The following is a 22,117-nucleotide window of genomic DNA, read 5'->3' on the forward strand; positions in this document are numbered from 1 at the left end:
AAACATGGCGTAAAGTGCAAAAAAATTTGTCTATTTAAGGCGATTTTTTTGATGATTTGTTGAATATTGCGTTTTATAAACTTGGCATGAAAATTGCATATATTCAGAAAAGGAATTCGAATTGTAAATTAGGTCTATTTGAAAGTCTATGAAATAGGAAAATTTATCAAATGGATTTCTCCATATATGAAAGCGCTTATATAGAAAGGGATGAAAATTTATGATACCAAAACAAGAACATGACATCTTGCATCCTCCACAGCAAGAAGGACAAGAACTAAAGCGCGGTTTAAAATCCCGCCATTTAACGATGATTTCCATTGGCGGGGCTATTGGCACCGGGCTGTTCCTCAGCAGCGGGGCAGCCATTCATACAGCTGGACCAGGCGGCGCATTACTTGCTTATGCCTTAGTTGGGGCAATGGTGTACTTTGTGATGACGAGCTTAGGGGAACTGGCAGCATTCATGCCGACAAGCGGCTCATTCAGTACCTATGGATCGAAATTCGTCGATCCGGCATTTGGGTTTGCCTTGGGATGGACTTATTGGTTCAATTGGTCGATGACGATAGCGGCAGAGTTGGCGGCCTCGACAATGATCATGAAATTCTGGTTTCCGAATAGTCCATCATTGTTGTGGAGTTCATCATTCTTGGTGCTCATTTTCCTATTGAACTATTTATCCGTTAAAGGATATGGTGAAGGGGAATACTGGTTTTCCTTCATAAAAGTCACGGCCATCGTTATTTTTATAATCGTCGGGCTGCTAATGATCATCGGCATTATGGGCGGCGAAGCGGTAGGCTTTAAAAACTTCACCGTCGATGAGGCCCCTTTCCCGGGTGGGTTCATGGGTGTTTTCATTGTATTCATAGCTGCTGGCTTTTCTTTTCAAGGTACTGAAATTGTCGGTGTGGCTGCCGGTGAGAGTGAAGATCCAGCAAGGAATATACCGAAGGCCATTAAAAGTGTATTCTGGAGAATCCTGCTCTTTTACGTATTTGCAATCTTCGTAATAGGACTGCTTATCCCTTATACGAATCCAAGTTTACAAGGCGATAACGTCATGGTAAGTCCATTCACGCTCATTTTTGAAAAAGCTGGAGTTGCATTTGCTGCTTCGCTTATGAATGCCGTCATTTTAACAGCAGTATTATCTGCAGGTAACTCCAGTCTATATGCATCTACGCGTATGTTATATTCTATGGCAAAAGATGGGCAAGCACCGCGTATTTTTGCAAAACTTAATAAACGCGGAGTACCGGTTGCAGGCATGATTTTGACATGTTCCATTGGCATGCTTGCCTTTTTAGCCTCCGTATTCGGTGATGGTAAAGTGTATATTTGGTTAATGAATGCCATTGGAATTACAGGATTCATCTTTTGGCTGGGCATATCCATCAGCCATTACCGTTTCCGGAAAGCATTCATCGCTCAAGGCCATTCATTGGAGAAGCTGCCATATAAGGCATTATGGTTCCCGATAGGTCCGATCTTTGCCATATTAATTGGCATGATCGTCATCCTGTCCCAAAATATCCAAGCCTTTTTCTCAGACCAGATCGATTGGGGCAGTGTTATAGCTGCATATCTGGGAATCCCGCTTTTCCTTGGTCTATGGTTTGGCTATAAACTAATAAGAAAAACTAAATTCGTTAAACTTGATGAAGTCGAATTTGACTTTGACAAAAAATATGAATGAACAACCTTAAAGTGAAATCAGCCGGACAATGCAGTATTGAATTGTCCGGCTTTTACTTGTTAGGCTCATTATCAAAAAGCTAGGAAACTGATTCCTAGCTTTTTATTTTTGTTAAATGGAAATTTATACATATCTGATGAGAGGTGTTATATGATAATCGTAATCTCTGCTAAATTGAATTTACAGAGCGACGCGGAAAGCTTTTAATATTTTCAATGGAAAGGGAAGGTGCACGGCTGATGACCTTATTGACTCATTTAAAAGTATTGGACTTTTCAACGTTACTGCCAGGCCCATTTGCCACTTTGATGCTAGCGGATTTAGGAGCGGATGTTTTGAAGGTAGAGAGGCCGGGAGCAAAGGATTCATGGGGTGTGAACCAATATCTTAACAGATCGAAGAAGTCGATTACACTGGATTTAAAACAATCTGAGTCAATCGAATCCGTAAAAAACCTAGTGAAGGAATACGATATCGTCATTGAACAATTCCGTCCAGGTGTAATGGAACGTCTGGGACTGGGGTATGAGGCATTAAAATCGATCAATCCAAAGCTGATTTACTGTTCCATCACGGGCTTCGGCCAGACTGGTCCCTATAAAGACCGACCGGGACATGATATCAATTATATTTCGATTGCAGGCTTATCAGGCTATTCCGGTACGAAAAAGGGCGGACCGGCAAAAAACGGAACCCAAATAGCAGATCTTGCCGGAGGCTCATTGCATGCTGTTATCGGTATATTATCTGCAGTCATTCACAGGGAAAGAACGGGATTCGGCCAAGCCATCGACATCAGCATGACCGATTGCAGCTTTGCCTTGAATGCCATATCCGCACCTTTGAATTTACAAGGGGGCCTCGAGCTTGAACCAGAAAAACTGATGTTGAACGGAGGGTCCTTTTATGACTTTTACGAAACGAAAGATGGACGTCATTTTTCGGTAGGAAGCCTTGAGCCCCCTTTTCGAAAAGCATTATGTGAAGCGATCGGTGCACCCGAATTATATGAACTGAGCATGAATAGCGATGAAGATAGCGGAATCAGGTTTAAAACGGCCATCCGACTTGCTTTCCTTGAAAGAGATTTTCAAGAATGGCAGGGAATATTCGCTGATTTCGAGGCCTGTGCAGAACCAGTGCTGACCTTCACCGAAGCGGCCGAACACCCCCAATTGAAGGAGAGGGGAATGATCGTCGAGGTACCTGACGGAAAAGGAAATGTCCAGAAGCAAATCGCCTGTCCAATCAAAACATCGGTTTTCACCCCTGAATATAAACATGCTGGCTTGAGGCCAGGACAAAACAACGCAGAAATTCTTCGCACCCCCAATCGCTAAATAAAGATGTAAAGGCTATCACTTTTCCGGAATTTTTGGGAAGGAGATAGCCTGTTTTTTTTGAAGGCCGAATAAAGCAGGAGATAGGTCGAATTAATTGATGAAAGGTCGAATAAAGCAGGAGATAGGTCGAATAAAGCAGGAGATAGGTCGAATTAATTGATGGAAGGCCGAATAAAGCAGGAGGAAGGTCGAATTAATTGATGGAAGGCCGAATAAAGCAGGAGATAGGTCGAATTAATGGGTAGAAGGTCGAATAAAGCAGGAGATAGGTCGAATTAATCGATGAAAGGTCGAATAAAGCAGGAGGAAGGTCGAATTAATTGATGAAAGGTCGAATAAAGCAGGAGGAAGGTCGAATTAATTGATGGAAGGCCGAATAAAGCGGAGATAGGTTGAATTAATTGATGAAAGGTCGAATAAAGCAGGAGGAAGGTCGAATTAATTTATGAAAGGTCGAATAAAGCAGGAGATAGGTCGAATTAATCGGTGGAAGGCCGGATTAAGCAGAAGAGGACAAATTATCCTCCTATCAGTTGTGGAAAGCAACATATTACCACTGTGAAAATTTACTAGTTATAACTAGTGTGGGCAGGGTATCAGAGTAGCATCCTGATAATGCTCTGGTAAGGAGGGGTGATAAAACATGTTTGGTCTCTCTGATATCATTAAATTTCTATTTTCCTTTTTTTTGATCATGCCGATCGTTACGCTGATACATTTGAGCGGGCATATTTTCTTTGTTACGATCTTTGGGGGATCAGAAAAGAAAATATTGATCGGTTGTGGTAATAAACTTTTCGCCTTTCGGAACATAGAGGTGAGGAAATATTATTTTTGGAATGGGACTTGCGAGTTCAAGGGATTGAAACATGATAATCGATTGACGAATACGCTTATATATTTAGGCGGGTCTATCTTTAATTTGGTCAGCATGCTGATCATATATAGCTTAGTGTATCAGAATATCCTGGACAGCTCGGTAATCTGGTATCAATTTATCTATTTTTCTTTCTATATTATGTTTTTCTCCTTGTTTCCGATGTATTTCGCGGACGGATCGCCTAGTGACGGGAAGGCTGCGGAATTGGCCTTGAGGAACAAGCTGGAAGATAGGGTGACGGATGATATATTTGTGAAAAAAATGGATGATGATGATAGCTGCAAGTAAAAAGGGGACGTGCTGGTGGCCGTTCTTTTTTTTGTGACCTTTCCTTAGTACGTAATTACTGAAAAAAGGCATCTGTATACATCCTAAAAGGTTGTATCAGATGCCTGATGATTTAATGGTTAAAATGGATATTCACGATATTGTGTTTGAAGGGAAATCCATTTCGTAACAGTGAATTCTTCGACAATCCATGGGCTTCCGAATCTGCCTAAACCACTCATTTTGTTCCCGCCGAATGGTATGTTCGTTCCATCATTAACGGTTTGATCATTGATGTGTGTCATTCCGCTGTCGATTTGCAACCCCAAGCGTTCGCCCTTTTCCAGATCAGAAGTGAAGATAGCCGAGCTTAAACCATAAATGGTGTCATTGGCGATATCAATGGCTTCTTCATCTGTTTCTGTTTGAATGATGGACACGACAGGGGAAAACATTTCTGTTTGTGCGATTTTATCCGAGTTCTGTACATCCCGGAAAATAGTTGGTGTCAGTACATTGCCAATGCGTTCTCCCTCAAGTGCTACATTGACCCCAGCAGCTTTAGTTTCCTCGATGATTTGTTGTACCTTTTCTAATTGACGCTCGTTCACAAGTGGTCCAATGATTGTTTTAGGATCTAATTGGTCACCAAATGGAAGAGCTTTTGCACGTTCAACGAATTTTGCAGTAAATTCTTCGTAAAGGTCTTTATGCACGATTATGCGGTTAATGCACATACAAATCTGTCCTTGGTGAATGTACTTCCCAAAAATTGCAGCATCAACGGCACGGTCCACATCTGCATCAGATAATACAATGAAAGGATTATTACCGCCGAGCTCCAGCGCAACTCGTTTTAGGTTTTTCCCTGCAATGGCCCCGATGTGCTGTCCTACAGGAGTAGAACCTGTGAAGCTGATTAATTTGGGGATCGGGTTTGTCAGCATGCCATCACCGATTTCTTCCAGGTCAGTTAGGATCATATTAAAGACGCCTATTGGAAGACCGGCATATTCAAATGCTGCAGCAATGATGATTCCTCCAGTAAATCCAACTTGAACGTCCGGTTTGTGAACGACTGCATTTCCTAATGCAATGGCTGGTGCGATGGTTCTCATTGACAAGTTCATCGGAAAATTAAACGGAGATATTGAAGAAATAACTCCTAGTGGCAGTCGATGTATATGATTGACTTTATGATCTATAGCTGACGGAACCTCATGCATTTGATATATTTCATCCACCATGTTAGTAGATTCTTCGACTATTTCCATAGTAAGCTGAAATTCAACATTTGCTTTAATAAGCGATCCACCCGTTTCACGGGAAATCATTTCAACGATTTCATTCCGGTTTTCCTGTAGGAATTCACCAACTTTAAGCAGGACCTGACGACGTTTTTCAGCTGATGTTTTTGCCCAACCTTTTTGAGCATTTTTTGCTATTTCAAATGATTCTTCGAGCTGTTTTGATGTAGCCAAGCTCACATTTGAAATCACGGCATTATTGTATGGGTTTAAAATATTATATTTGCGTTGACTTGAGCCTTCCATCCATTCCCCATTGATGAAGCTTTTGTTTAGATCCTTGAATTTCTCCATTTTGAACACCCCTTTATATTGTAAACAAATATATTTTACTGCTGTTTGTATCATATTTAAAATATCTATATAATTAAGTTTATATACGCTTTACATATATATTAGAGGTGCCAAAATGGATATTAGACAATTACGATATTTTCTTATTCTTGCAGAAGAAGGCCAGGTTTCCCGTGCAGCAAAAAAATTGAATATGTCACAGCCGCCATTAAGCCAGCAGCTCCGCCTTATGGAAGAAGAATTAGGGACTACTTTACTTGAGCGAAAAAGGAACGGTAAAAGTATGGAATTGACCGAAGCTGGGAGGGTACTTTACGAGAAGGCTAAGAATATGCTGCAATATTTCGAGGACTCCTTGCTCGAAGTGAAGGAAACGGGTGAGGGAATTAAAGGTACCCTTTCAGTAGGTTCCGTACTTGCCTATATGTCTTATTTACCTGATAAAATTAATGATTTTAAGAAAAAATATCCTTCCGTTTCCTTTAAAATATTCGCAGGAGATCCATATGAAATAAGTAATTATTTGGAGAATCAGGATATTGAACTTGCCATTGTTCATTTACCTGTCGAGATGAAGGGTCTTTCCATTTTGAACATAGGACAAGTGCCGAATGTTTTTGTTGTACCTGAGGTTTGGGACAGTTTCACTTCAAAGAGTAGGGTTCATTTAAAGGATATTGAAAATATCCCATTGCTTTTAGTGCATAGGGAAAAAGGACAAGGGATTTACGAAGAAATTATCGAGGAATTTAAAAAACGGGAAATACAGCCAAATATTTTATGCGAATGCCATGATGTAAATGTTCTGCTCTCTCTGGTTTCAGCTGGAGTTGGGGCGAGTATTGTTCCGAAATCAGCTGTTTCACCTCATATTATAAAAGGAGTGAAAGTGTTGGATATTATCGATTCTTCAATTCAATCGAATATAGCTTTGGTTTTTAGACAAGATCGTTATCTTTCCAAAACGGCAAAACATTTTATTGAGCTGTTTTGAAGAAAAGCTAGGCCTGCCTAATGCCTAGCTTTTACGTTACATTTAAAGATGAATCATTCCCACACTTCTTTTGCTACATCAACGACGAATTTCAGCTTTTCCCATTGCTGTTCTTCGGTTAGCTTGTTGCCGTGATGGGTGGAGGAGAAGCCGCATTGAGGGCTTAAGCATAATTGTTCGAGAGGAACGAAGTGCGAGGCTTCTTTAATGCGTGCCTTAACAGCTTCCTTGTCTTCGATTTCCCCATTTTTTGAAGTGACGACCCCCAGTACAACCTGTGCACCGCCATTTGGAATGTATTCCAATGGTTTGAAATCCCCTGAGCGTTGATCATCATATTCCAAGAAGAATCCATCCACTTTTTCTTTTGCCAATAAAGTTGGAGCGATACGGGCATAGCTTCCTTCAAACGCCCAAGTCGACTGATAGTTTCCGCGACATAGGTGGGTAGTGACGACAAGGTCTTCTGGTTTGCCTTCCAATGCTCCATTAATGACACGAAGTGCAAGATCAATTAACTGTTCCCTCGTATATTTTCCATCTTTGAACTGGAAATCTGGAGCTGAAAGTCTGGCAATATATACATCATCCAATTGAAGATAACGCACACCTGCTTCATAAAAGGCTTTCAAAGCATGCTGATACGCCTTGATGATATCATTTGCATAATCTTCAATATCAGGGTAGATGTCTTCATTATGAATACCTGCAGCAAATAACTGATTCGGACTGGGAATGGTTTGCTTAGCAACGGCACGTCCGTTCACGATTTTGTTCAATTCAATGAAATCACTAATGAAGGGATGTTCAGGATTGAATGAAACCTTCCCGGTATTGCGAACGTTATATCTCTCTGTTTCCACACCATCGAATGTGAGACCTTTTTCAGTCACATATCCCTCGATGCCATTTAATTGTTCGAGGAAGTCAAAGTGCCACCATGTTCGTCTGAACTCGCCGTCCGTAACAGCCTCCAATCCAACTTCAATTTGTTTATCGACAATCCGATTGATTTCTTCGGTTTCAATTTCACGAAGCCGCTCTGCTGAAAGGGTACCCTCCCTAAATTGCTTTCTGGCAATATGTAAACGTTCCGGTCTTAATAAACTTCCGACGTGATCGGCCCTAAATGGTGCTTTCGTTAATGTGATTGACATGTTGCATTCCTTCTTTCCTTTTAAAAATAAAAAACCTCTTCTTAAAAAATAAGAAGAGGTGTTGGCAACAAAGCTATATACTCTTCTTATCTTCAAGTTTTTAAACTTCTGGAATTAGCACAGTACATGAATAGTCTGTTGCTGAGGCATCAAAGGGCCAGTCCCTCCACCTCTCTGGATAAGAGTGTCTATTAAATTAACTATGACTATACAGGTAGTTTTTATAAAGGTCAAGAGTTGGAGGTTGAATATTTCGAATATACCGTTTATTACTCGGTTCCTGGCATGATCATTTTCTGTATTCGGCTTTTTATACCACTTTTTAGATCAGGTTTAGACGTGGTTTTTTAAAACAACGATTAGTAGGGAAGACTGAAAAAAATAAATAAAATAATTAAACCTACTTGATTAATGAGTATTTATGTTTTATTGTTAAATTGCATAAAGAAAAGAGAATAAAATTGGATTATCCAATTGGTCAACCAAAGGATACTGAATTGTTGTTCATTACAACATTTCTGTGTCCTTTTTTGTTCGGAAAAAATTGTGATAATACAGGCATAAGCAGTGCCTAGGAGAAGATTCATTGGAGAGTGGAAACATGAAAACAACAAATATGAAATCATGCTGTACTGTATTAAAAAGACGGAATTTTCTTTCAATTGAAACTGACCTTGATTCGATCCCGACAAAGAAAAACGATTTCTATAATATGTCTTTGATACAAGCAGGTGAATTTTTACTAGGATCAAGTGATGAAGATAGTTCAAGAGAAGATGGTGAATATCCACCACGAACAGTAAAGATTGAGTCCTTTTACATGGACCGATACGCCGTAACAAATGAACAATTCTATTGTTTTATAAAGGATACCGGTTATGTAACAGATGCGGAGAAATATGGATGGTCTTTTGTTTTTAACTTGTTTGTCAACAAACGAATGGAACGGGATATGGTGGGGGCAGCCGAAAAAACACCTTGGTGGATAGCTGTTCGAAATGCTTGCTGGAAGCATCCGGAAGGGACGGATTCCTCAATCGTGAATCGCTTTCACCACCCGGTCGTCCATGTGTCATGGAATGATGCCAAAGCGTTTTGTAGATGGGCTGGAAAAAGACTTCCGACAGAAGCGGAATGGGAATATGCTGCTGCCAGTGGAGTGGTAAATCGTAAATATCCTTGGGGGGATGAGTTGCACCAAGGGGGAAAGCATCACTGTAATATTTGGCAAGGCAATTTTCCAAACGAAAATTTGGTAGAAGACGGATTTTTAGGAACGGCTCCTGTTGATACCTTTGAACCGAATGATTTTGGCCTTTATAACATGTCGGGGAATGTGTGGGAATGGTGCGAGGATACATTTTCAATTCAACATGGAAGTGAAGTCCTCGATCCCGATCCTTTTGCAAAACTGATAAAAGGCGGATCCTATCTATGCCATCGATCATATTGTAATCGTTATAGGATTTCAGCCCGTACTTATAATATGATTGACAGCTCTACAGGGCATATGGGTTTTAGATGTGTTGCCAACTTAAAAAAATAAGTGCCATAGGGGATATGAACATGAAAAATTTGAGGTCTTTATTGGTTGTTATTTCGATGTTAAACATTTTATTTATCGCTGGATGTTCCTCATCTCCTTCAGAAGATGCTGGTGCACCTAACAGTGACGTTATAAGGATGGCTATTGATACTGCAGCAGGTGGTTCACTTCAATTCAGGGCGGCAGAGATACAGGGATACTTCTCAAATTACGGCGTAGAAGCAAAGCTTACCAATTTTGCCATGGGAATTGACACGGTTAATGCTGTATTAACAGAACAAGCTGATACTGGAATAGCTGCAGATTACGCCTTGTTAAACTCGTTAGGTAAAGGGGATATGGTGATTTTAGGAACACTGACAAGAGGGAAAGAGGATTCCTCCAAGGAAACCCAGCTACTTGTTAAAGGGGATATTGAATCGGCAAGTGATTTAAAAGGGAAAAAGTTAGGAGTTTCAAAAGGAACTGTCTATGAATATGTGTGGGCTAAATACTTAGAAGCTAATAAAATCAATGAAAAAGATATCACATATGTTCCATACAGTACGCCTGACGAAGCGATTATTGGAATGAAAAAAGGCGATATTGATGCTGTTTGGGTTAGTGGTGCACTTACAGATACATTTAAGGAAATTGATGAAGTAAATCAACTTGATAATTTGGTTGGTGCAGGAGTGACGATTGATAGCTATCTTCTTGCAAAAAGATCATTTGTTGAAAAAAATCCAAAATCTCTTGAACATGCATTGAAAGCCTTATCTGAAGGAGTTGACTATGTGGATGGCCATAAAGGGGAAACTGCAAAACTGGCATTCGAACAGCTGAAAATACCAGAAGAAGATGCACTTAAGGATCTAGAAAGAACAAATTATGTTTTAGGATTTACAAAGGAAGATGCCGTTCACCTCGAGGATATGAGAGTATGGCTTGAAGAAAAAGGAATATTACAAGATTCGTATGAATTGAAAGAAAAATTAGCTCTTGAGCCATTAAAAAAAGCATTGCCTGAATCCGTCACTTACTAGAAAAATGCAGCCATATCTGTCGTTGATATTCTCGTTTATGACATGGTTCAGGATGTGCTGCATCAAAGTTTTTTCTGTCAATTAAAAGGAGTGAAGTGATATGAGTACAGTAATTGACGAAGTAATGAAGTCACCTATTGCGATTTCAATTTCCGATTTATCGAAATCCTTCAATGAAAATAGTCATTACGTCCTTGAGAATATAGATTTGACGATAAAAAGCGGTGAGTTCTTTATCTTACTTGGGCCAAGCGGATGCGGAAAGTCCACTTTATTGAGCATGATTGCTGGATTCATTGAAAAAACTTCCGGGAAACTTATCGTGGACCGAGAGGAGGTAAACAAGACCGGAAGCAATCGAGGTGTTGTTTTCCAACAAGCAGATGCAGCTCTATTTCCATGGCTGACTGTTAAGGAAAATGTCGAATTCGGATTGAAAATGAAGAAAACACCTAAATCGAATCGTGAAGAGAAATCTTCTTATTTCATTGAACTTGTTGGCTTAAAGGGTCATGAAGGGAAGTTCCCTAAAGAGCTTTCTGGAGGGATGAAACAGCGCGTGCAATTAGCAAGGGTATTAGCTAATGATCCTGACATCTTATTAATGGATGAACCTTTCGGGGCACTCGATGCAATGACCCGAAGAACGATGCAAAAAGAATTGATTCGAATTTGGAAAGAAACAAATAAAACGGTCATCTTTGTAACACATGATATTCAGGAAGCATTATTACTAGGTAATCGCATTGGTGTCATGTCTGTTGGTCCATCCTCCCGAATTACGGATATATATGATATTCCCTTGCCATATCCAAGAATGTTCACCGATAAAGAATTCAATCTTTTTTATCAAAACATTCAAGCACATTTTGATTGATAGGAGATAAAAACATGAGTGTATTGGGACAGGAAATCATAAAAAAAGAGGCATCTCAACCTCGAAAAAAGAAGAAGGTTCCTGCCTTCTTTAAGAAATTAGTGAAAAGTGGAATGATCGCCTGGGCTATCGTTCTTTTGATTTGGAGCATGGCTGCAAGCTTCTCTGACCCTCAATTTTTACCGAGTCCCCTAGCCGTTTGGCAAGGTGCCATCGATCTTAGTAAGGATGGTTCCCTGTTTTTATATATGTGGGTAAGTTTTTTAAGGGTCATTACAGGTTGGACGTTAGGTAATATCGTGGCAATCCCGATTGGGTTATTAGTAGGGCGCGTTCAGGTTATCCGAGCACTATTTGACCCCATAATCAATTTTGTTCGCTTTATCCCCCCCCTGGCATTTATTACGTTATTCATGCTTTGGTTTGGAATTGGTGAGCAATCGAAAATCTTTCTGATTATGTATGCAACTTTCTTTATTGTCGTAATCAATACAATGACTGGTGTATTGGCGATAGAAGAAGATAAACTTCGTTCAGCGAGAAGTATGGGGGCATCGGAATTACAGATCATGTTCCATGTCATTATACCTGCGTCCCTCCCATATATCTTCACTGGAGCAAAATTGGCGATGGGATCCTCATTTATGGCCATTGTTGGTGCAGAGATGGTTGCGGCAAATGAAGGAATCGGGTACATGATCTGGAATGCACGATTGTACTTTAAAACGGATTGGATTTTCGTTGGTCTAGTCATACTTGGCTTGATGGGATTCATTATGGACCGAGTGTTTACCCAATTTGGAAAAATCGTATTGAAGAGATATGACGTTGTAAAAAAATAAGGGATGAGGTATGAAAATGAGTACGTATCAAGATGAAACATTTCTAGGTAAAATAGCTAAAACAGTAGAAGAATCGACTCCATGGTGGCCTGATACTTCAAAGACCTCAGATAAGAAACCAAACGTTGTGGTCATTCTCTTGGATGATCTTGGATTTTCGCAATTAGGATGCTATGGGTCTTCTATTTCAACACCCAATATTGATCGTTTGGCTTCAGAAGGGCTTGCCTATAACAACTTTCATACAACCGCGATTTGCTCTCCGACCAGGGCGGCCTTATTAACAGGAAGGAATCCCCATTCTGCAGGTGTATCCTTTGTAGCTGAATATGATAGCGGCTTTCCGCACAGCCGTGGGAAGGTTAGAAAAGATAGTGCCTTACTAAGTGAAGTGCTTGTGGAAAACGGTTATAACACATTTGCCGTGGGGAAATGGCATCTAACTCCCGGAAAAGAGCATACGAATACGGGCCCCTTCGATAACTGGCCGCTCGGACGGGGATTCGAAAGATTTTACGGTTTTTTACCAGGAGCTACGAATCAATGGAACCCGGATTTAGTGGAAGACAACCATCGGATCCGCCAACCCAAAAAGGCAGAGGATGGATACCATATTACAGAGGATTTAACGGAGAAAGCAATCTCGTATATTAAAGATCAAACATCTGAAACTCCAAATAAACCATTCTTCACTTATTTGGCATATGGGGCACCTCATGCACCACACCATGCGCCTAAAGAATTTATCGATCATTATAAAGGTAAATTCGATGAGGGGTGGGATGCGATTCGTGAGCAATGGTTCGAACGTCAAAAAGAGTTGGGTATTGTCCCTGAAAATGCAATATTACCAGAACGGAATCACGATGTTAAAGCATGGGATGCGCTATCTGCAGATGAGAGGAAACTGTATGCACGTCTTCAAGAAGCATTTGCCGGCTTTTTGGAACATACTGATTATCACATCGGTCGCTTCGTTTCATTTCTGAAAGAAATCAATCGCTTGGATGACACTATATTCATTTTGCTTTCCGATAATGGTGCATGTGCTATGGGTGGAGAGGAAGGTACTGTTAATTCCTGGCATGGTGCAACGGAAACGTTAGAATCCAAACTGACCCGTCTGGACGAAATCGGCGGACCGATGGCGAATAATCATTATCCGAAAGGTTGGGCTTTTGCGGGCAACACGCCTCTTAAATGGTATAAATCATATGTCCATGAAGGCGGGATAAGAGATCCTCTAATTATCAGATATCCACGGAAAATCAAACATCCTGGAACGATTCGTACACAATATCATCATGTAACGGATATCGTCCCTACCATTTTAGAGTTACTGGAAATCGATATGCCTGAACAGGTCAAAGGAGTCAAACAGCAGCCTGTTCATGGAACAAGCATGCTTTACACATTAGATAGTGAAGAAAGAACCCATAAGGAAACCCAATATTACGAAATGATAGGGAATCGTGGGATTTGGCATAATGGCTGGAAAGCCGTTGCCGCCCATACTCCTAATGGTGACTTTGAGAATGACGAGTGGGAATTATATCATTCAGACGAAGACTTCACGGAATTGAACAATTTAGCTTCGATTTATCCCCAGAAGCTTAAAGAGCTAATTGACCTATGGTGGAAAGAAGCAAAAAAATATGGTGTGCTGCCTTTAGATGGCCGCTCATTAGATAAGAAACTTGAAGGCATGACCAAGCTGAAACCTCAATCTTCTGAGCCTGCTTTCAAAGTGTTTTATCCATCAAGTGTCCCTTTTCGGGGTTCGGTTGCACCGGATTTAAGAAACAAAAACTTTGAAATCACAGCAGAAGTACTTATGGATTCAGGAACGGAAGGCGTCATTTTTGCACACGGTGAAAATAGCGGAGGGATCAGCATCTTCATTAAGGAAGGGAAACTGCATTTTTATTTTAACCATAAAAATGTTAAAAAGTATCTCGTTCGTTCTGAGGGAAGGCTGGAAGCAGGATATCAACAACTTAAGGTCGAACATGAAATATTGAAAAGCAATCAAGGAGAAATCCGCTTATATTCAAATGATATACATATTGGAAAGGGAATTATTGGAGATATTGATTCCATTGGATTCTTTGATGGGCTACTTCATATTGGACATAATGAATCAAGCTATATTACCCCTCATTATAAAGAGCCATTTTCACTAGTTGATCGACTCAAAAAGGTGAGTATCCATACCGAAAAATATCAAAGAAACCTAAAGGAAATCATTAAAAAAGAATTAGCGATCGAATAACCTATAGGGAAAAGAGCCGGCCATTCATTTTGAGTGACTGGCTCTTTGTTTTGTTTTATTCGTCAACCTGTTATGAATAAGTATTGGCAACCTCTCCGTTTGGTAAAAATTTATTATATGATCAGGAAGATGAATGTTAACTGCATCGGGAAACCCGGCATATGCTATAACCGACGTTTTATATGCATGGCAGGAGGGGAATGCGAGGATGAGTACATTCAGTCCATTCAAAAGTGGCATACCGATATCGGTAACTGAAGCCATGGTAGAGAGAATCATAAAAATGAAATCATCTTGTCAGGATATTAAAGTCGAGATTACGCCGAAGCAAATTGTGCTTTCCGGAACGATGGAAGTGAAAAAAATGATGTTTAAGAAAAATGTAGCTTTCCGGATTACATTAAAACCGGTTCATGTGGAAAAAAGAACGATTTCATTTGAATTAGTGGAAATGGAACCAGTTGACAGGAATTTCATCAACCAAAGGATATTTAACAGACCGCCATTTTTTGAATTTGAAAAAAGAACGATCAAAATGAATGTTAATGCTTGGAACATCGTGAGAAAAATTCCGGTGGGCACAATTAAATCGTATGAACTTGTCGAAGGTGCATTGATAATGAAACTTTCTTTATGAGTTAAGGGATATTTTACATACAACCTTATCCGCAATCTATAAAGGGAGTGCCAGGTATGTTAGTGTTATTGTGAGATTGTCATGAAAAAAATGTGATTGATAAATCAAGCTCTTTAAAATATACTAAATAACTTGAAGTTTTGAGTTTTTCTGGGAATGAGGAGGATAATGATGGATCAAAAGATTTTGCCTGCTTCAGCAAGCATGAAGGATTTTGAAAGATTTCTAGAAAGTTCCTATGAAATAGGTGTGTTTCTTGATTTGCATATATCACAATTGAAAAATGTAAGTATGATGGCAAAACAACATAATAAGAAAATGATTTATCATGTCGATTTGATCCATGGCATAAGAAGTGATGAGTACGCGACAGAATTCATTTGTCAGGAATATAATCCCTATGGGCTGATTTCGACTAAATCAAGCGTTATATTGAAGGCGAAGCAAAAGGGGGTCATTGCCATCCAGCGAATCTTTTTAATAGACTCACATGCGCTTGAGAAAAGTTATAAGCTGGTGCAGAAAACCAAGCCGGATTATATCGAAGTATTGCCGGGCGCCATGCCATGGATGATAAAAGAAGTGAAGGAACGATTGCAGACACCGATTTTTGCAGGCGGCCTCATACGTACTTCGGATGAAGTCCTGAATGCCCTTGATGCTGGAGCTTCGTCGATCACCACATCCAAAACTGAATTATGGGATATCGTCTAATAGGGGAAAATTGAAAAAAATTACAGAAAAATAGATTAATTTTTCACAAAATATTGACAGCGTTTTCATAACCTAGTATATTTTACAGTACAAGTTAATATATGTGACGGAGACTAGGAGATTCACAACAGATCTATTCATAATTTATTTATGAAGATAGTTCTGCTGTGGATCTCCTTTTATTTGTTGGCAAGGTTTAATAATTTAACAGGGGAGGGGTTTTATCATGACTCCATTTTGGGGAGAAGTGTTAGGCACGATGATATTAGTTGTATTCGGAGCAGGTATTGGGGCTGGTTCATCCTTAAAGGGTTCCTATGCAAAGGATGCCGGATGGATTGTTGTCACGATTGCGTGGGGGTTGGCCGTTACCATGGGGGTTTTTGCAGTAGGGTCCATAAGCGGGGCACATTTAAACCCGGCGGTCACAGTAGGTTTTGCCATTATTGGAGAATTTCCTTGGAGTGATGTGCCCGGTTACATCGTTGCCCAAATGATTGGCGCAATCCTGGGCGCGACTCTAGTATTCCTGCACTATTTGCCACACTGGAAAGCTACGGATGATCCAGGAGCGAAGCTTGGTGTGTTCGCGACTTCACCTGCGATCCCGCACACATTTTCAAATCTATTAAGTGAGATGATTGGAACTTTCATCCTTGTTCTTGGATTATTATTTATAGGTGCCAATGATTTTACAGAGGGCCTAAACCCATTTGCAGTCGGGTTATTGATTGTCGTGATTGGGATGTCTCTTGGCGGAACGACAGGATACGCCATTAACCCGGCCCGCGATCTGGGGCCGCGCATCGCTCACTTTTTGCTGCCGATACCCGGTAAAGGCAATTCCAATTGGGGCTATTCATGGATTCCGGTCATTGGACCGATTGTAGGGGGTTCACTTGGTGCCGTTTGTTATAAAGCATTCTTTATGGGGGAAATAACAGCAGGATTTTGGTCTGTTTTGGGTGCAAGCCTGGTACTATTGATATTAGCCTATGCTTTTGGTAAAAAACAGTCACATGAATTGGAAAGCAGAAATATCGCCAGTTAAATTAAAAGGAGGGGCATACACAATGGAAAAATACATTTTATCATTAGATCAGGGAACAACTAGTTCGCGGGCGATTTTATTTAACGAAAAGGGGGAAATCGTCCATTCCTCCCAAAAGGAATTCACGCAGCATTTCCCTAAACCAGGCTGGGTCGAGCATAACGCCAATGAGATTTGGGGATCGATCTTGGCGGTGATTGCCGGTGTACTATCTGAATCCGGTGTAAAGCCAGAGCAAATTGCCGGTATCGGGATTACTAATCAGCGTGAAACGTCAGTCGTTTGGGATAAGGAAACAGGTAACCCTGTTTATAATGCGATTGTATGGCAGTCCAGGCAAACAAGTGAAATCTGTGATGATTTGAAGGAAAAGGGACTTAATGATCTATTCCGGGATAAAACGGGATTGTTGATAGATGCCTATTTTTCCGGAACGAAAGTGAAATGGATCCTTGATAATGTAGAAGGGGCACGACAAAAGGCGGATGAAGGAAAGCTGTTATTCGGTACCATCGATACTTGGCTGATCTGGAAGCTATCAGGAGGCAAGGCTCATGTAACGGACTATTCCAATGCATCCCGGACATTGATGTACAATATCCATGAACTGAAATGGGATGAAGAACTGCTCGAGATATTGACTGTTCCAAAGTCGATGCTGCCGGAAGTGAGGCCTTCCTCTGAGGAATATGCACGTACGATCGAATATCATTTCTTCGGCCAATCGATTCCGATTGCAGGGGCAGCCGGTGATCAGCAGGCAGCATTATTCGGCCAAGCCTGCTTTAATGAAGGAATGGCTAAAAATACGTATGGAACAGGCTGTTTCATGCTCATGAATACAGGAGCCAAGGCTGTCAGCTCCGAACACGGACTATTGACGACCCTTGCTTGGGGATTGAATGGGAAGGTCGAATATGCACTTGAAGGCAGTATATTCGTAGCTGGCTCCGCCATCCAATGGCTGCGCGATGGACTGCGGATGCTGCATGATGCCAAGGACAGCGAAGCCTATGCAAAACGGGTGGAAAGTACGGATGGAGTATATGTGGTACCGGCTTTTGTAGGACTTGGAACTCCATATTGGGACAGCGAAGTGCGGGGAGCCGTTTTTGGTTTGACGCGCGGCACATCTAAAGAGCATTTCATTCGTGCCACACTTGAATCACTTGCGTATCAAACGAAGGATGTCCTTGATGCAATGGAGGCGGATTCAGGAATCGAGCTGCAGACATTAAGAGTGGATGGCGGGGCAGTCAAGAATGACTTCTTGATGCAATTCCAAAGCGACTTATTACGTGTGCCCGTCGAGAGGCCTACCATAAACGAAACTACAGCATTAGGTGCTGCATACTTAGCTGGCCTTGCTGTCGGGTATTGGAAGGATCAAGAAGAAATCTCCCAGCAATGGGCGGTAGATAAAACCTTTAAACCATCCATGGAAGAGCAAGATAGTGGAAAATTATATGAAGGCTGGAAAAAAGCTGTACATGCCGCTATGGCGTTTAAATAAAAAACAAGATGTATTCTTTCTCAAATGAGATGGAGTATGCTATAATGAAATCAAGTTAATAACTCGGCCGGAGAACAGGAGAGACCATGAATGCGTTATCGTTAATTCGATAATGTGCATTTATGGTCTCTTTTTTTGTTTTTAATGGCAGATTAGGGATATTAATATCTATATAAACTATGCGAACAAATGAATCAATTGAATATATTGACCGAATTCACGAGTAAAACGTGTGAATTCACGAGTGAAAGTGCAAAATTCACGAGTAAAACGTGTGAATTCACGAGTAAAGCGCGAATTCACGAGTAAAAGTGCAGAATTCACGAGTAAATCGTGTGAATTCACGAGTAAACCGCGCGAATTCACGAGTAAATCGTGTGAATTCAGGAGTAAAGCGCGAATTCACGAGTAAATAGTGTGAATTCACGAGTAAACCGCGCGAATTCATGAGTAAAAGTGCAGAATTCACGAGTGAACAGCGCCAATTCATACAAAAAACAATAGAATGCAATACTTAAAGGAGGAGTCAGGCATGAGGTTTTCAAATATATATCGGGAAGAAACGGTCGAAACTCTGAAAAAAGAGAAATTTGATGTGGTTGTCATTGGTGGGGGAATTACCGGTGCAGGGATCGCCCTGGATGCAACGACCCGTGGGATGAAAGTGGCTTTGGTTGAAATGCAGGATTTTGCTGCAGGTACTTCAAGCCGCTCGACAAAGCTTGTTCATGGCGGATTGCGGTATTTGAAGCAATTTGAAATAAAAATGGTTGCCGAGGTTGGTAAAGAGCGAGAAATCGTTTATGAAAATGGACCGCATGTGACCACGCCGGAATGGATGCTGTTACCGATGCACAAAGGTGGCACCTTCGGGAAATTCAGTACCTCGATTGGACTTCGGGTATATGATTTCCTTGCTGGGGTTAAAAAAGCTGAACGCAGGAAAATGCTTTCTGCGGATGAAACACTAAAAAGGGAGCCCCTCGTTAAGAAAGCGGGACTGAAGGGCGGAGGCTATTATGTTGAATATCGGACAGATGATGCACGTCTTACGATTGAAGTCATGAAGGCGGCTGTCGATAAAGGAGCAACACCGATAAATTATACAAAAGTAGAAAAATTGTTATATGAAAATGGTAAGGTGAACGGCGTCCAAGTTGCCGATTTACTTTCAGGTGATGCTTATGAAATATACGCAGACAAAGTCATTAATGCAGCGGGACCGTGGGTGGATTCCATTCGTGAGAAGGACCAATCAAAACAAGGGAAAACGCTGAAGTTATCCAAGGGTGTTCATGTGGTCATCGACCAATCGAAGTTCCCGTTGAAGCAGGCGCTTTATTTTGATACGCCTGATGGCCGGATGATTTTTGCCATCCCGAGAGCCGGTAAAGCTTATGTAGGAACTACGGACACTTTTTATGATGGTGATCCTGCTGTGCCTACCGTTACTTCCGAAGACCGTGCCTATCTATTAAAGTCCATACATTATATGTTTCCGGAAGTGAACATTACGGATGATGATATCGAATCTAGCTGGGCTGGGGTAAGGCCGTTGATTCTTGAAGAAGGAAAAGATCCTTCAGAGATATCAAGGAAAGATGAAATATGGGAGTCCGATTCTGGCCTTATCACGATTGCGGGAGGAAAATTGACCGGTTATCGTAAAATGGCAAAAACGACGGTCGACCTTTTGGCAGGGAAGCTTGCCGAGCAATCCAATAAAACTTACCCAGCCAGCAGCACTAAAGGCATGCCGATTTCCGGAGGGGATGTCGGGGGATCAAGCAACTTCTCCGATTATATCAAGCAACATATTCAAATGGGAGTAGACTCAGGACTCGCTGTAAAGGATTCCGAAGCGATATTGGCCATGTACGGGTCCAACGCACCTGTGTTATTCGATATCGCCAAAAACGAAGGAGACGGAGGAGCGAACAGCGGCCTTCCAAAGAAATTGTTCGTACAGCTGAAATACGCACTAGATCATGAAATGGCCGCAACTCCAGTGGATTTCTTTTTCCGCAGGACGGGGACACTGTTATTCGATATCGATTTAGTCCAAACTCATAAACATGCAGTGATCGATTATATGGCTGGTTATTTTGGATGGACGGAATCAACAAAAATGGAAAGAACCAATCAATTGGAACAGGAAATATTGGGTGCGATTAAAGTATCTTGACCAATATGCAAAAAACATGACGCCGGCGGAATCGCTGGCGTTTTTTTCATTAGCCCTTTTCTTCTTTCTCTCATGGTCCTAGCGGCCAGCCATTTTAATTCTGACTAAACCAGCGCGTATTACTTTAAAGGAAGATAAATAACGTTGATTATTGGGAGAGGTGAATAGAACGGCGACAAGGAAAATGATTCTTGAAGGAAAATGCCCTTATATTTAATATAAGAAGATACATGAGAAAACAGCTTTGTTATAGTTTTGCGATAACCAGGGGGGATTATATGTTAGCCAAATTAGCTCAAGAAATTGTGAACATAACCAGTGAAGTAATCGGTCATGATGTACTTATCACGGATAAAGACGGAATGGTTCTTGGTTCAAGCGATAAGTCGAGAATCGGCACATTGCATCAGGCTTCTCTTGGAGCCATTTTTCGTCGTAAGGAAATGACTCACAATGAAGTGGTATCGAGTACATTGAAGGGAGTGAAACCTGGAATAACCATCCCTATTGAATTATCAGGGGAGTATGTTGGGACATTAGGCATCACGGGATATCCTAATGAAGTATCGAAGTTTGGGATGTTAGCTAAAAAATATGCCGAAATCCTATTGCGAGAGGAAATCGTCAATAAATCTTCCCTGCTGCGTGAACGGGCATTACAGAGTCTCGTTCAGGAAATAGCCGCTTTTGACCATGACCAAACTGATGAAATGTTACTGCTGACTCGCGGCAGGGAATTGGGTTATGATTTAAAACCGCCCCGGATAACGCTTGTTATCGATCTCTTTCAATTTAATCACATTACCAGCGAAATTCATCACCAAGCTTTAAAGATGGATTCACCTGAAATATATATTCAATCTTTAAAGATAAACATAGAATCAAAAATAAAAAAAATCTTCTCGAATAATCAGGATATAACGGTGTCTTTGGGGTCTGATAAATATGTTGTCTTTCATATGCTGAATGGTGAAATCGATGATGAAGCTAGTCCTGAAATGATTAAAAAGAAATGCAAGCTGCTTATTACAGTATTAAAGGAGTTGGGAATTGACGCATCAATCGGCATAGGAACCATTGGAAGTAACTTAACCGATCTGAATGAATCCTACCATGCTGCTTGGAGGGCACTTAGAATCGGAAAGAAAATGACGGATCACCCGGATATTTTTTATATAAAAGATTTTGTTTTGGAAGAGTTGTTATCTTATATACATAAAAGTACTGCACAGCATTTTGTCGAAGAAACCATAACGAAATTAACAGAGTACCCGGATCATGATGAATTATTCCGTACGATTACAGCTTGGTGTGAATCTAGCTTAAGTCCGATTAATTCATCCAAGGAATTGAACATCCATCGTAATACTTTATTTTATAGATTGAACAAAATAGAACAAATAACAGGAAGTAATCTGCGGAACTTCAAAGAGGCGTTGGAGCTTTATCTCGCGGTTAAACTGCTGCAGATACTTGAACCGGAAAGAAAAGCGGATTAGCTTTGTGCTGAT

At 40.9% G+C, this 22,117-nt stretch carries 17 protein-coding genes and 1 riboswitch; of the genes, 15 read left to right on the forward strand and 2 right to left on the reverse strand.

Annotation, left to right across the window (positions count from 1 at the left end):
• Positions 1–220 precede the first annotated feature (220 nt).
• The 3 genes from ACQKMF_RS14080 to ACQKMF_RS14090 all read left to right on the forward strand — a co-directional run bounded on the left by ACQKMF_RS14080 (position 221) and on the right by ACQKMF_RS14090 (position 4,213).
• Complete coding sequence (locus tag ACQKMF_RS14080) at positions 221–1,702, forward strand: amino acid permease (protein WP_427573713.1); 1,482 nt, start codon at positions 221–223, stop codon at positions 1,700–1,702.
• 239 nt (positions 1,703–1,941) lie between these two features.
• On the forward strand, positions 1,942–3,042 hold the full coding sequence (locus tag ACQKMF_RS14085; RefSeq protein WP_402943955.1) for a CaiB/BaiF CoA transferase family protein: 1,101 nt from the start codon (positions 1,942–1,944) through the stop codon (positions 3,040–3,042).
• 646 nt (positions 3,043–3,688) lie between these two features.
• The gene (locus tag ACQKMF_RS14090) at positions 3,689–4,213 is read left to right on the forward strand and encodes a hypothetical protein (RefSeq protein WP_191930761.1); all 525 of its coding nucleotides are present in this window, start codon (positions 3,689–3,691) and stop codon (positions 4,211–4,213) included.
• Between the two features lie 119 nt (positions 4,214–4,332).
• Here the strand turns inward: ACQKMF_RS14090 and ACQKMF_RS14095 are convergent, their stop codons facing one another.
• Complete coding sequence (locus ACQKMF_RS14095; RefSeq protein WP_427573715.1) at positions 4,333–5,793, reverse strand: aldehyde dehydrogenase family protein; 1,461 nt, start codon at positions 5,791–5,793, stop codon at positions 4,333–4,335.
• Positions 5,794–5,908: 115 nt separating this feature from the next.
• Here ACQKMF_RS14095 and ACQKMF_RS14100 point away from each other — a divergent pair, with 115 nt between their 5' ends.
• A complete protein-coding gene (locus ACQKMF_RS14100; RefSeq protein WP_101223554.1) occupies positions 5,909–6,787 on the forward strand; it encodes a LysR family transcriptional regulator in 879 nt (292 codons plus the stop codon).
• A 53-nt stretch (positions 6,788–6,840) separates the two neighbouring features.
• Here ACQKMF_RS14100 and ACQKMF_RS14105 read toward each other — a convergent pair whose 3' ends face one another.
• Positions 6,841–7,944, reverse strand: a complete 1,104-nt coding sequence (locus ACQKMF_RS14105; RefSeq protein WP_427573718.1) for a 5-methyltetrahydropteroyltriglutamate--homocysteine S-methyltransferase — start codon at positions 7,942–7,944, stop codon at positions 6,841–6,843.
• An 83-nt stretch (positions 7,945–8,027) separates the two neighbouring features.
• Positions 8,028–8,129, reverse strand: a riboswitch (SAM riboswitch).
• 416 nt (positions 8,130–8,545) lie between these two features.
• Between ACQKMF_RS14105 and ACQKMF_RS14110 the strand changes: the two genes are divergently transcribed.
• From ACQKMF_RS14110 to ACQKMF_RS14160, 11 genes are all read left to right on the forward strand, one after another.
• Complete coding sequence (locus ACQKMF_RS14110) at positions 8,546–9,490, forward strand: formylglycine-generating enzyme family protein (RefSeq protein ID WP_427573720.1); 945 nt, start codon at positions 8,546–8,548, stop codon at positions 9,488–9,490.
• A gap of 14 nt (positions 9,491–9,504) precedes the next feature.
• Complete coding sequence (locus ACQKMF_RS14115) at positions 9,505–10,515, forward strand: ABC transporter substrate-binding protein (RefSeq protein WP_427573722.1); 1,011 nt, start codon at positions 9,505–9,507, stop codon at positions 10,513–10,515.
• A 100-nt stretch (positions 10,516–10,615) separates the two neighbouring features.
• Positions 10,616–11,392: an ABC transporter ATP-binding protein gene (locus ACQKMF_RS14120; protein ID WP_427573724.1), complete on the forward strand. Its 777-nt coding sequence runs from the start codon at positions 10,616–10,618 to the stop codon at positions 11,390–11,392.
• Between the two features lie 14 nt (positions 11,393–11,406).
• Entirely contained in the window at positions 11,407–12,234 is an 828-nt protein-coding gene (locus ACQKMF_RS14125; RefSeq protein WP_427573726.1) for an ABC transporter permease, read from the forward strand.
• 16 nt (positions 12,235–12,250) lie between these two features.
• Positions 12,251–14,506 (forward strand): arylsulfatase, encoded by a 2,256-nt coding sequence (locus ACQKMF_RS14130; RefSeq protein ID WP_427573728.1) that lies wholly within the window; start codon positions 12,251–12,253, stop codon positions 14,504–14,506.
• A gap of 208 nt (positions 14,507–14,714) precedes the next feature.
• Positions 14,715–15,143: a hypothetical protein gene (locus ACQKMF_RS14135; protein ID WP_427573730.1), complete on the forward strand. Its 429-nt coding sequence runs from the start codon at positions 14,715–14,717 to the stop codon at positions 15,141–15,143.
• Between the two features lie 171 nt (positions 15,144–15,314).
• Positions 15,315–15,857, forward strand: a complete 543-nt coding sequence (locus ACQKMF_RS14140) for a glycerol-3-phosphate responsive antiterminator (RefSeq protein WP_048683275.1) — start codon at positions 15,315–15,317, stop codon at positions 15,855–15,857.
• Between the two features lie 226 nt (positions 15,858–16,083).
• Complete coding sequence (locus ACQKMF_RS14145; RefSeq protein ID WP_427573733.1) at positions 16,084–16,908, forward strand: MIP/aquaporin family protein; 825 nt, start codon at positions 16,084–16,086, stop codon at positions 16,906–16,908.
• Positions 16,909–16,930: 22 nt separating this feature from the next.
• Positions 16,931–18,421, forward strand: a complete 1,491-nt coding sequence (gene glpK / locus ACQKMF_RS14150) for a glycerol kinase GlpK (protein ID WP_427573735.1) — start codon at positions 16,931–16,933, stop codon at positions 18,419–18,421.
• Positions 18,422–18,953: 532 nt separating this feature from the next.
• Positions 18,954–20,606 (forward strand): glycerol-3-phosphate dehydrogenase/oxidase, encoded by a 1,653-nt coding sequence (locus tag ACQKMF_RS14155; protein ID WP_402943982.1) that lies wholly within the window; start codon positions 18,954–18,956, stop codon positions 20,604–20,606.
• A gap of 278 nt (positions 20,607–20,884) precedes the next feature.
• Entirely contained in the window at positions 20,885–22,105 is a 1,221-nt protein-coding gene (locus ACQKMF_RS14160) for a CdaR family transcriptional regulator (protein ID WP_427573738.1), read from the forward strand.
• The last annotated feature ends 12 nt before the right edge of the window (positions 22,106–22,117 follow it).

It is taken from the genome of Peribacillus sp. NPDC101480 (genome assembly GCF_050277335.1).
GTDB lineage: Bacteria > Bacillota > Bacilli > Bacillales > DSM-1321 > Peribacillus.

What these genes read in the sequence shown, in the direction of transcription:
- ACQKMF_RS14080 (WP_427573713.1), top strand. Translation starts at nt 221, where the DNA reads ATGATACCAAAACAAGAACATGACATCTTGCATCCTCCACAGCAAGAA.
- ACQKMF_RS14085 (WP_402943955.1), top strand. Translation starts at nt 1,942, where the DNA reads ATGACCTTATTGACTCATTTAAAAGTATTGGACTTTTCAACGTTACTG.
- ACQKMF_RS14090 (WP_191930761.1), top strand. Translation starts at nt 3,689, where the DNA reads ATGTTTGGTCTCTCTGATATCATTAAATTTCTATTTTCCTTTTTTTTG.
- ACQKMF_RS14095 (WP_427573715.1), bottom strand. Translation starts at nt 5,793, where the DNA reads ATGGAGAAATTCAAGGATCTAAACAAAAGCTTCATCAATGGGGAATGG.
- ACQKMF_RS14100 (WP_101223554.1), top strand. Translation starts at nt 5,909, where the DNA reads ATGGATATTAGACAATTACGATATTTTCTTATTCTTGCAGAAGAAGGC.
- ACQKMF_RS14105 (WP_427573718.1), bottom strand. Translation starts at nt 7,944, where the DNA reads ATGTCAATCACATTAACGAAAGCACCATTTAGGGCCGATCACGTCGGA.
- ACQKMF_RS14110 (WP_427573720.1), top strand. Translation starts at nt 8,546, where the DNA reads ATGAAAACAACAAATATGAAATCATGCTGTACTGTATTAAAAAGACGG.
- ACQKMF_RS14115 (WP_427573722.1), top strand. Translation starts at nt 9,505, where the DNA reads ATGAACATGAAAAATTTGAGGTCTTTATTGGTTGTTATTTCGATGTTA.
- ACQKMF_RS14120 (WP_427573724.1), top strand. Translation starts at nt 10,616, where the DNA reads ATGAGTACAGTAATTGACGAAGTAATGAAGTCACCTATTGCGATTTCA.
- ACQKMF_RS14125 (WP_427573726.1), top strand. Translation starts at nt 11,407, where the DNA reads ATGAGTGTATTGGGACAGGAAATCATAAAAAAAGAGGCATCTCAACCT.
- ACQKMF_RS14130 (WP_427573728.1), top strand. Translation starts at nt 12,251, where the DNA reads ATGAGTACGTATCAAGATGAAACATTTCTAGGTAAAATAGCTAAAACA.
- ACQKMF_RS14135 (WP_427573730.1), top strand. Translation starts at nt 14,715, where the DNA reads ATGAGTACATTCAGTCCATTCAAAAGTGGCATACCGATATCGGTAACT.
- ACQKMF_RS14140 (WP_048683275.1), top strand. Translation starts at nt 15,315, where the DNA reads ATGGATCAAAAGATTTTGCCTGCTTCAGCAAGCATGAAGGATTTTGAA.
- ACQKMF_RS14145 (WP_427573733.1), top strand. Translation starts at nt 16,084, where the DNA reads ATGACTCCATTTTGGGGAGAAGTGTTAGGCACGATGATATTAGTTGTA.
- glpK (WP_427573735.1), top strand. Translation starts at nt 16,931, where the DNA reads ATGGAAAAATACATTTTATCATTAGATCAGGGAACAACTAGTTCGCGG.
- ACQKMF_RS14155 (WP_402943982.1), top strand. Translation starts at nt 18,954, where the DNA reads ATGAGGTTTTCAAATATATATCGGGAAGAAACGGTCGAAACTCTGAAA.
- ACQKMF_RS14160 (WP_427573738.1), top strand. Translation starts at nt 20,885, where the DNA reads ATGTTAGCCAAATTAGCTCAAGAAATTGTGAACATAACCAGTGAAGTA.